6 protein-coding genes are annotated in these 7,774 nt (G+C 62.2%); 4 read left to right on the forward strand and 2 right to left on the reverse strand.

Going from position 1 to position 7,774, the window contains the following annotated elements; translation table 11 throughout:
- Positions 1-119: 119 nt before the first annotated feature.
- Positions 120-1,961, forward strand: coding sequence for a dihydroxy-acid dehydratase (ilvD, locus tag BI292_RS22280; protein ID WP_101209182.1), 1,842 nt, complete (start codon positions 120-122; stop codon positions 1,959-1,961).
- Positions 1,962-2,017: 56 nt separating this feature from the next.
- On the opposite strand, the gene BI292_RS22285 is transcribed toward ilvD, so the two are convergent.
- Positions 2,018-3,085 carry a phosphorylcholine phosphatase gene (locus BI292_RS22285; protein ID WP_092276682.1) on the reverse strand — a complete coding sequence of 356 codons (1,068 nt, stop codon included), beginning with the start codon at positions 3,083-3,085 and terminating at the stop codon, positions 2,018-2,020.
- 254 nt (positions 3,086-3,339) lie between these two features.
- Between BI292_RS22285 and BI292_RS22290 the strand changes: the two genes are divergently transcribed.
- Positions 3,340-4,731: an L-cystine transporter gene (locus BI292_RS22290; RefSeq protein WP_101209183.1), complete on the forward strand. Its 1,392-nt coding sequence runs from the start codon at positions 3,340-3,342 to the stop codon at positions 4,729-4,731.
- A 112-nt stretch (positions 4,732-4,843) separates the two neighbouring features.
- Here the strand turns inward: BI292_RS22290 and BI292_RS22295 are convergent, their stop codons facing one another.
- Positions 4,844-5,356, reverse strand: coding sequence for a dihydrofolate reductase (locus tag BI292_RS22295; RefSeq protein ID WP_092281618.1), 513 nt, complete (start codon positions 5,354-5,356; stop codon positions 4,844-4,846).
- Between the two features lie 85 nt (positions 5,357-5,441).
- Between BI292_RS22295 and BI292_RS22300 the strand changes: the two genes are divergently transcribed.
- Together BI292_RS22300 and BI292_RS22305 are read left to right on the forward strand one after the other, a co-directional pair.
- The gene (locus tag BI292_RS22300; RefSeq protein ID WP_101209184.1) at positions 5,442-6,812 is read left to right on the forward strand and encodes a DUF2868 domain-containing protein; all 1,371 of its coding nucleotides are present in this window, start codon (positions 5,442-5,444) and stop codon (positions 6,810-6,812) included.
- Positions 6,805-7,774 (forward strand): GTPase/DUF3482 domain-containing protein (locus BI292_RS22305; RefSeq protein ID WP_101209185.1); only part of this gene is annotated, 970 nt, incomplete at its 3' end. The genes BI292_RS22300 and BI292_RS22305, both read left to right, overlap by 8 nt.

Below are 7,774 nucleotides of genomic sequence, written 5' to 3' on the forward strand. Positions count from 1 at the left end.
AAGCGGCGATCCCGCAAAGTCATCGGCAACTTCCGGACACACGGCCATTTCTGAGTGTTCCAGACGTTCATAGAAGCTCACTTCCCCTTTAGCACCTGATTAGCCGCCCGGAGTGTTCCATGCCTGATTACCGCTCGAAAACATCCACCCACGGTCGCAACATGGCCGGCGCGCGCGCACTGTGGCGCGCCACGGGGATGAAAGATGACGACTTCAAAAAGCCGATCATCGCCATTGCCAACTCGTTCACCCAGTTCGTACCGGGCCACGTCCACCTCAAGGACCTCGGCCAACTGGTCGCCCGCGAAATCGAACGCGCCGGCGGCGTCGCCAAAGAATTCAACACCATCGCCGTGGATGACGGCATCGCCATGGGCCACGACGGCATGCTGTATTCGCTGCCGAGCCGCGAGATCATCGCCGACTCCGTCGAGTACATGGTCAACGCCCACTGCGCCGACGCCATCGTCTGCATCTCCAACTGCGACAAGATCACCCCTGGCATGCTGATGGCGTCCCTGCGCCTGAACATCCCGGTGATCTTCGTTTCCGGCGGCCCAATGGAAGCCGGCAAGACCAAACTGGCCAGCCACGGCCTCGATCTGGTCGATGCCATGGTCATCGCCGCCGACTCCAGCGCTTCTGACGAGAAAGTCGCCGAGTACGAGCGCAGCGCTTGCCCGACGTGCGGTTCGTGCTCCGGCATGTTCACCGCCAACTCGATGAACTGCCTGGTTGAAGCCCTGGGCCTGGCGTTGCCGGGCAACGGTTCGACATTGGCCACCCACAGCGACCGCGAGCAACTGTTCCTGCAAGCCGGCCGCACCATCGTCGAGCTGTGCAAGCGCTACTACACCGACAACGACGAGTCGGTATTGCCGCGCAACATCGCCAACTTCAAGGCGTTCGAGAACGCCATGACCCTGGACATCGCCATGGGCGGTTCCACCAACACCATCCTGCACTTGCTGGCCGCCGCCCAGGAAGCCGAGATCGACTTCGACCTGAAGGACATCGACCGCCTCTCGCGCCACGTACCGCAACTGTGCAAAGTCGCGCCGAACATCCAGAAGTACCACATGGAAGACGTGCACCGCGCCGGCGGGATCTTCAGCATCCTCGGTTCGCTGGCGCGCGGCGGTTTGCTGCACACCGACCTGCCGACCGTGCACAGCACGTCCATGGCCGAAGGCATCGCCAAGTGGGACATCACCCAGACCACCGACGAAGCCGTGCACCATTTCTTCAAGGCTGGTCCGGCGGGCATCCCGACGCAAACTGCGTTCAGCCAGTCGACCCGCTGGGAAACCCTCGACGACGACCGTGAAAACGGCTGCATTCGCAGCGTCGAGCACGCCTACTCGCAAGAGGGCGGCCTCGCCGTGCTGTACGGCAACATCGCGCTGGACGGTTGCGTGGTGAAAACCGCCGGCGTCGACGAGTCGATCCACGTGTTCGAAGGCAACGCGAAAATCTTCGAAAGCCAGGACAGCGCCGTACGCGGCATCCTCGCTGACGAAGTGAAGGCCGGCGACATCGTGATCATCCGTTACGAAGGTCCGAAGGGCGGCCCGGGCATGCAGGAAATGCTTTACCCGACGTCGTACCTGAAATCCAAAGGCCTGGGCAAAGCCTGCGCCCTGCTCACCGACGGCCGATTCTCTGGCGGCACCTCGGGCCTGTCCATCGGTCACGCATCGCCGGAAGCCGCTGCCGGCGGCGCGATTGGTCTGGTGCAGGACGGCGACAAGGTGCTGATCGACATTCCGAACCGCTCGATCAACCTGTTGATCAGCGACGAAGAACTGGCCGCACGCCGGGTCGAGCAGGATCAGAAAGGCTGGAAACCAGTGGAAAAACGCCCACGCAAAGTCACTACCGCGCTGAAAGCCTACGCCCTGCTGGCCACCAGCGCCGACAAGGGCGCGGTGCGTAACAAAGCCATGCTCGACGGCCTGTAACGCTTAACCGTCGAACAAAAAAATACCCCGCCCAGTGCGGGGTATTTTTTTGCCTGTTACTGAATCTCTTCCGGTTTGACGATCACCCAATTCTTGTCCGCCGTCACCGGCAAGCCTTCTTTCGCTTGCGCCGCCGCGTGTTTGGCCATCATGCCGTTTATCTGGGTCATGTATTTGTCCTTGCGGTTGATCCACAAATGGATGCCGCCCTTGGCCACGTCCACGCCGTGGAACAGCATGAAACCGTCGCTGGTCGGAGTATCGCCGCCGACCAGAATCGGTTTTTTCCACTCGTCGATGTAAGTCAGGATCGCCGCTTGCTTGCCGGCCATCCAGGTGGCCGGGGTCCACAGGTACGGGGTCAATTCGAGATCGAGGTTGGCTTTCTCGTCATATTTGCCGGCGGTGATCTGCTTGCGCGCGGTGGTCAATTCGCCGGTCTTGCGGTCCTTGAGCAGTGTGGTCACACCAATGACGTTCTGCGGTTTGACGTTGTAGCCGTACTTCGGATCGGCCGCGACCATGCGCACCAGTTCCTCGGACGCGGCGGTCATCACGTAAACCTCGATGCCGTTTTCCATCAACTTGTTGTACAGCTCGGCCTGGCCGGTAAAGACTTTCGGTGGCTGGACCTCGATGGTCTTGACCACATCGCCCTCGTAATACGTGCTCGGCACCGGTTTGCCGGAGGCCATCAGCTCATCGACATAACCCTTGAGCTCTTTGAGCGTGAAGCCGGAAAACACCTGGGCGACCCACGGATAACAAACCATGTCGTCGATTTCGCAGAGGCGATAGTAGTAACTGAACAGGCTTTCCTTGTGCTCGGCGGTGTCCTTGAACGGGATCAGTTTCAGCGACGGGTCGAGGGTGTCGCGGGTGATCAGGCCCTTGTTTTCCATGAACGGCAGCAACGACTCTTCGAGGTCGTAGCGGTAACTGGTGTTGTCCATGTCGAACACCGCGAAGTTACCCTTGTTGGCGTTGGCCGCGATCATCGCGTCCAGCGCCTTGGCCTGATCGAGCGGCCAGTGTTTCAGATCAGTGGCGGAGACCTGCGCGGCCAGGCTCAAGCCCAAACCAAGTCCCAGCGCGACAGCCAGCATTTTCGGTGCGAACTTCATGTGCGTGCTTCCTTGTGAAGAGACGCTGATTCAAAGACATCGACGCTAGCAAAAAACCGTGACAGTTCTCGCCTGCCCGCGACCGCTTGCGTCCCCATCGCGCCAGCTGCATCCCTGACAGCGACATGCGCTTATTCCAAAAACGACAGTCAACCTCCGATTTCGGTATTAATTCATTAGATATCAAGCTGTTAGGCTTGCCGGTTCGCAGCTGCCCCGGAAGGTAGCTGGCACAAGTCGCTTTCGGAGTTTTTATGAATCTGCCACTGATTCTCAACTTGCTGGTGTTCCTCGCCCTGCTCTTTGGCTTGGCACAAACCCGTCACACCTCGTGGAGCCTGGCGAAAAAAGTCCTGCTCGCGCTGGCGCTCGGCGTCGCGTTCGGTGTGGCGCTGCACACGATTTATGGCGCCGGCAACCCGGTGCTCAAAGCCTCGATCAGTTGGTTCGATCTAGTCGGCAACGGTTACGTGCAGTTGCTGCAAATGATCGTGATCCCGCTGGTGTTCGCTTCCATCCTCAGCGCCGTGGCCCGTCTGCACAACGCTTCGTCGCTGGGCAAGATCAGTTTCCTGACCATCGGCACGCTGCTGTTCACCACCGCCATCGCGGCGCTGATCGGTATCGGTTTGACCAACCTCTTTGGCCTGACCGCTGAAGGCCTGGTCGCCGGCACCCAGGAAATGGCCCGCCTGCAAATCATTCAAAGCGATTACGCGGGCAAGGTTGCTGACCTGAATGTGCCGCAGTTGCTGCTGTCGTTCATCCCGCAGAACCCGTTCGCCGACCTCGCGCGGGCCAAACCGACGTCGATCATCAGCGTGGTGATCTTCGCCGCTTTCCTCGGGGTCGCGGCGCTGCAATTGCTCAAGGATGACGTCGAAAAAGGTCAGAAAGTGATCAACGCCATCGACACCCTGCAAGCCTGGGTGATGCGTCTGGTGCGTCTGGTGATGAAGCTGACCCCGTACGGCGTGCTGGCGCTGATGACCAAAGTGGTCGCCGGCTCCAACCTGCAAGACATCATCAAGCTCGGCAGTTTTGTCGTGGTGTCGTACATCGGTCTGGGCCTGATGTTCGTGGTCCACGGTTTGCTGGTGTCGGCGGCCGGGATCAACCCGCTGCGCTTCTTCCGCAAGATCTGGCCGGTGCTGACGTTTGCGTTCACCAGCCGTTCCAGCGCGGCGAGCATTCCGCTGAGCATCGAAGCGCAGACCACGCGTCTGGGCATCCCGCAATCGATCGCCAGTTTCGCTGCCTCGTTTGGCGCCACGATTGGCCAGAACGGTTGCGCCGGTTTGTACCCGGCAATGTTGGCGGTGATGGTCGCGCCGACGGTTGGCATCAACCCGCTGGATCCGCTGTGGATCGCGACGCTGGTGGCGATTGTGACCTTGAGTTCGGCCGGTGTGGCGGGCGTGGGTGGCGGCGCGACGTTTGCCGCGTTGATCGTGCTGCCGGCGATGGGTTTGCCGGTGTCACTGGTGGCGTTGCTGATTTCGGTCGAGCCGCTGATCGACATGGGCCGCACGGCGTTGAACGTCAGCGGTTCGATTACCGCCGGGGCGATTACCAGCCAGGTGATGCAGCAGACTGATAAACAGCTGCTGGATGCGGATGAGCATGGGGCGTTGGCTCACGCTTAAGATTCTCATCGCCTGAGCGGGCCCCTTCGCGGGCAAGCCTCGCTCCTACAGGCTATGCGCCGTCTATGAAATGGCGCCAATCCTGTAGGAGCGAGGCTTGCTCGCGATGCTTTTAGGCCTTCTCCCACACCTCAAAGCTGTACGCCGGTTTGTCATCCACCGCCGGGTTCTCGACGTTCGACACCAGTTTCCATTGCTGCTGATCAAACTCCGGAAACCACGCATCCCCCTGCGGGCTCAACGCCACGCGGGTCAGGTACAGCCGATCGGCCTGCGCCAGACCTTGCGCATACAACTGCGCGCCGCCAATCAGCATCAACTCATCGACGCCCTGCGCCTTCGCCCACTCTTCGGCGCGAACCACCGCAGCTTCCAGCGACGAAAAAACTTCCGCGCCTTCGAGCAGCAGATCGGCCTGACGGCTGACCACGATGTTCAACCGGCCCGGCAACGGCCGCCCGAGCGAATCCCAGGTCTTGCGACCCATGATGATCGGCTTGCCGAGGGTCGTAGCCTTGAAGTATTTGAAATCCCCCGGCAAGTGCCAGGGCATGCTGTTATCGACGCCGATCACGCGGTTTTCACCGAGGGCTGCGATCAGGCTGAGGGGAAGTGATTTAGTCATGTCGGCGAGGATACCAGAGCCTCCCATACCCCGATAAGCGCCACAGCGGTTATGCTCAGCGTTCATTTGAGCGACGGGAAGCCGCGTGACTGAACTGAATAACCTCTGGCTGACGGAAACCATTCGCTTGCGCGAAGAACACGCCGGCCCTCTCGACGATCTCGAAGCCAACCGATTGGCCCGCAGCGCGGGCGGCGACCTGCCGACGCGAATTCAGCGCCGCGCCTTGTGGCTGGCCGAGCGCGACGGCCTCACCGGCGCCCTCAAGCACTGGCTGCAAGGGGCGCGACTGGCGCTGTTGCTGATGGTCGTGCTGGCACTCGTCAGCGGCGCCGGCCTGGCGTTTTCGGCGCTGGGCAACGGATCACAACCGGTCAACATATTCTGGGCGCTGGGCACGCTGCTCGGTTTGAACCTGATCCTGATGATCAGTTGGGCGCTGGGTTTGGTGTTCGCCGGTGAACACGGCGCCGCGCTCGGCCGGTTGTGGTTGTGGCTCAGCGAAAAATTCGCCCGCGACGCCAAAGCCGCGCAACTGCCGCCGGCCCTGCTGCTGTTGCTGCAACGGCACAAACTCAATCGCTGGGCGCTGGGCTCGCTGGTCAATGGTTTGTGGCTGCTGATCATGCTCAGCACGTTAAGCATGCTGGTGCTGATGATGGCGACCCGGCGCTACGACTTCATCTGGGAAAGCACGCTGTTTGGCGCTGACTTTTTTGCCGCGCTCACCGACGCCCTCGCCGCCGTGCCGCACGCGCTGGGCTGGAGCGCGCCGCGGGTGGACATGATTCGCGTGACCCTCGACACCGATTACAACCGCGAACTGGTGCGTCAGAGCTGGGCTATCTGGCTGGTCGGCGCGGTGCTGATCTACGGCGTACTGCCGCGACTGGTGCTGATGCTGCTGTGCCGCTGGCGCTGGAAACGCGGGCGCGCGGCGCTGCGTCTGGACCCGACCCTGCCGGGCTACGCGCAATTGCGCGAACGCCTGATGCCCACCAGCGAACGCCTGGGCATCAGCGACGCCGCGCCGGAGCAACTGCACCGCGTCGAAAGCGGCGTCAGTGCTTTGCAAAGTGATGGCGCGCTGCTGGTCGCCATCGAACTGGACGAGCAACGCCCATGGCCGCCGCAATTGCCGAAATCGGTGAGCAATGCCGGCATCCTCGACAGCCGCGAATCGCGACACAAACTCCTCGAACAATTGAGTCGGTTTCCCCCGGCGCGCCTGGCGATTGCCTGCGATCCACGGCGCTCGCCGGATCGCGGCAGCCTGGCGTTGATCGGCGAACTGGCGCGCAACGCCAGCGCCACCCGCGTCTGGCTGCTGCAAGCGCCGCCCGGCGAAGCGCTGGATGCCGCGCGCCTCGGTGACTGGCACGCAGCGCTGGAACAATTGGACTTGCCGTTCGCCGATTGCGCGCCGATGAATTGGCTGGAGACCGGTCATGACTAAGCCTTTGAAGCTCGCGGTGGTCGGCCACACCAACGTCGGCAAAACCTCGCTGCTGCGCACCCTGACCCGCGACGTCGGTTTCGGTGAGGTGTCGCATCGGCCAAGCACCACGCGGCATGTCGAAGGCGCGCGGCTGTCGGTGGACGGCGAGCCGTTGCTCGACCTCTACGACACGCCGGGGCTGGAAGACGCGATTGCCCTGCTCGATTACCTCGAACGCCTGGAACGTCCTGGCGAACGCCTCGACGGCCCGGCGCGCCTCGCGCGGTTCCTCGACAGCAGCGAAGCCCGGCAGCGTTTCGAGCAGGAAGCCAAAGTGATGCGGCAACTGCTGGCCTCGGACGCCGGCCTCTATGTGATCGACGCCCGCGAGCCGGTGCTGGCCAAGTACCGCGACGAACTCGAAGTGCTGGCCAGTTGCGGCAAACCGTTGCTGCCGGTGCTGAACTTCGTCAGCAGCGCCCACCAGCGCGAAGCTGATTGGCGCGAAGCCTTGGCGCGCCTGGGTTTGCATGCGCTGGTGCGGTTTGACAGCGTCGCCCCGCCCGAGGACGGCGAGCGCCGACTGTATGAAAGCCTGGCGCTGCTGCTGGAAAACGCGCGGCCGCAACTCGAGCGCTTGATTGCCGATCAACAAGCGCAACGCCTCGCGCGTCAGCACAGTGCGGCGCGGCTGATTGCCGAGTTGCTGATCGATTGCGCGGCGTGCCGGCGCAGTGTGGTCAGCGAAGCTGCAGAGGAACAACAGGCGATCAGCGATTTGCGCAAAGCCGTGCGCCAACGCGAACAGCGTTGCGTCGAGGCGCTGCTCAAGCTCTACGCCTTTCGCCCGCAAGATGCGGCGGCCAGCGACTTGCCGCTGCTGGACGGGCGCTGGGGCGATGACTTGTTCAACCCCGAAACCCTCAAGCAATTGGGTGTGCGAGTCGGCGGCGGGATTGCGGCGGGCGCGGCGGCGGGGG

Source organism: Pseudomonas sp. 43NM1, from assembly GCF_002836905.1.
GTDB lineage: Bacteria > Pseudomonadota > Gammaproteobacteria > Pseudomonadales > Pseudomonadaceae > Aquipseudomonas > Aquipseudomonas prosekii.

Coding starts and splice junctions, on each gene's coding strand:
- ilvD (WP_101209182.1), top strand. CDS start 120: ATGCCTGATTACCGCTCGAAAACATCCACCCACGGTCGCAACATGGCC.
- BI292_RS22285 (WP_092276682.1), bottom strand. CDS start 3,085: ATGAAGTTCGCACCGAAAATGCTGGCTGTCGCGCTGGGACTTGGTTTG.
- BI292_RS22290 (WP_101209183.1), top strand. CDS start 3,340: ATGAATCTGCCACTGATTCTCAACTTGCTGGTGTTCCTCGCCCTGCTC.
- BI292_RS22295 (WP_092281618.1), bottom strand. CDS start 5,356: ATGACTAAATCACTTCCCCTCAGCCTGATCGCAGCCCTCGGTGAAAAC.